Annotated in this window: 1 protein-coding gene; it reads left to right on the top strand. The window is 63.0% G+C overall.

Annotated features, from left to right (window positions below; all coding sequences use genetic code 11):
* Positions 1-46: 46 nt before the first annotated feature.
* The coding region (locus ABIB91_RS41660) for an IS30 family transposase (RefSeq protein ID WP_354172988.1) at positions 47-1,267 on the top strand (1,221 nt) is incomplete at its 3' end.

Here is a 1,267-nt window from a genome sequence, read left to right as displayed (position 1 = left end):
GGCGGATTCAATCGGTCGTCGCAACACTCGGAGGTTTGAGGTTGCGATGAACATTGTAAGGCGCCGATCGGCGCAATCAGGACGAGCCCCATTGCCATCGCCAGGACGGCCGTCTGTTGCAGGACGCAATGAACAGAATAAATTTTGGCGGGCGATTGCCGCGGGGCTAAGTAGCGAAGGTGCTGCGCTGGAAGCCGGATTGTCACAACCTGTCGGAAGCAGATTATTCCGAAAGGCGGGCGGCATGCCACCAGCGATGTTCAGATCTTCGGCAAAGGCGCTCTCCGGGCGGCACCTCTCGTTGGTTGAGCGCGAGGAGATCGCACTGCTCAAGGTGCAGGGCCATTCCATACAGGAGATTGGACGTCGCCTGGGGCGGGCTGCTTCGACAGTCTCCCGTGAACTGCGGCGCAACGCGGCCACCCGCGGCGGCGGGTTGGAGTATCGGGCAACAACTGCGCAATGGCATGCGGATCGATCCGCCCGCCGGCCCAAGCCGACCAAGCTTGCGCTCAATGCAACCTTGCGCACTTATGTGCAGGAGAGACTTGCTGGCGACGTCGTAGCCCCGAGCGGCGCTCCCGTTCTTGGTCCCGTCGTTCCGTGGAAGGGGCGCCGGCATGGCCCGCGCAAGGATCGGCGATGGGCCAAAGCCTGGAGCCCCGAGCAGATTGCCCGACGCTTGCCGATCGACTTCCCGGACGACAAGACGATGCGCATCAGCCACGAAGCTATCTATCAAGCTCTCTTCGTTCAGGGCCGTGGGGCGCTGCGCCGCGAGCTGACGGCCTGCTTGCGAACAGGGCGTGTATTACGGATGCCCAGAGCGCGCGTACGCAGGCGAGGCAAGGGTTTTGTCTCCCCGGAGATCATGATCAGTGAGCGCCCTGCTGAAGCTGCCGATCGAGCAGTGCCGGGACATTGGGAGGGAGACCTCATCCTCGGTCTTGGCAGCTCGGCAATCGGCACGCTGGTCGAGCGCACGACGCGCTTCACGATGCTATTGCACCTTCCCCGGTTGGCGGGGCATGGCGAAGCTCCGCGCGTGAAGAACGGACCTGCGCTCGCGGGACACGGGGCCGAAGCCGTGCGCGATGCGATCACGCGCACCGTCATCACCTTACCCGAAGAACTGCGTCGATCGCTGACTTGGGATCAGGGAGCCGAAATGGCTCAGCACGATCGTCTCAAGATCGATGCGGGTATCCAGGTCTACTTCTGCGACCCGCAAAGCCCTTGGCAGCGCGGCACTAACGAGAACACCAAC

This window comes from Bradyrhizobium sp. JR4.3 (assembly GCF_040547695.1).
Lineage (GTDB): Bacteria > Pseudomonadota > Alphaproteobacteria > Rhizobiales > Xanthobacteraceae > Bradyrhizobium > Bradyrhizobium canariense.
The sequence above is the reverse complement of the archived record's forward strand: the minus strand, read 5'-3'. Positions and strand labels throughout refer to the sequence as shown.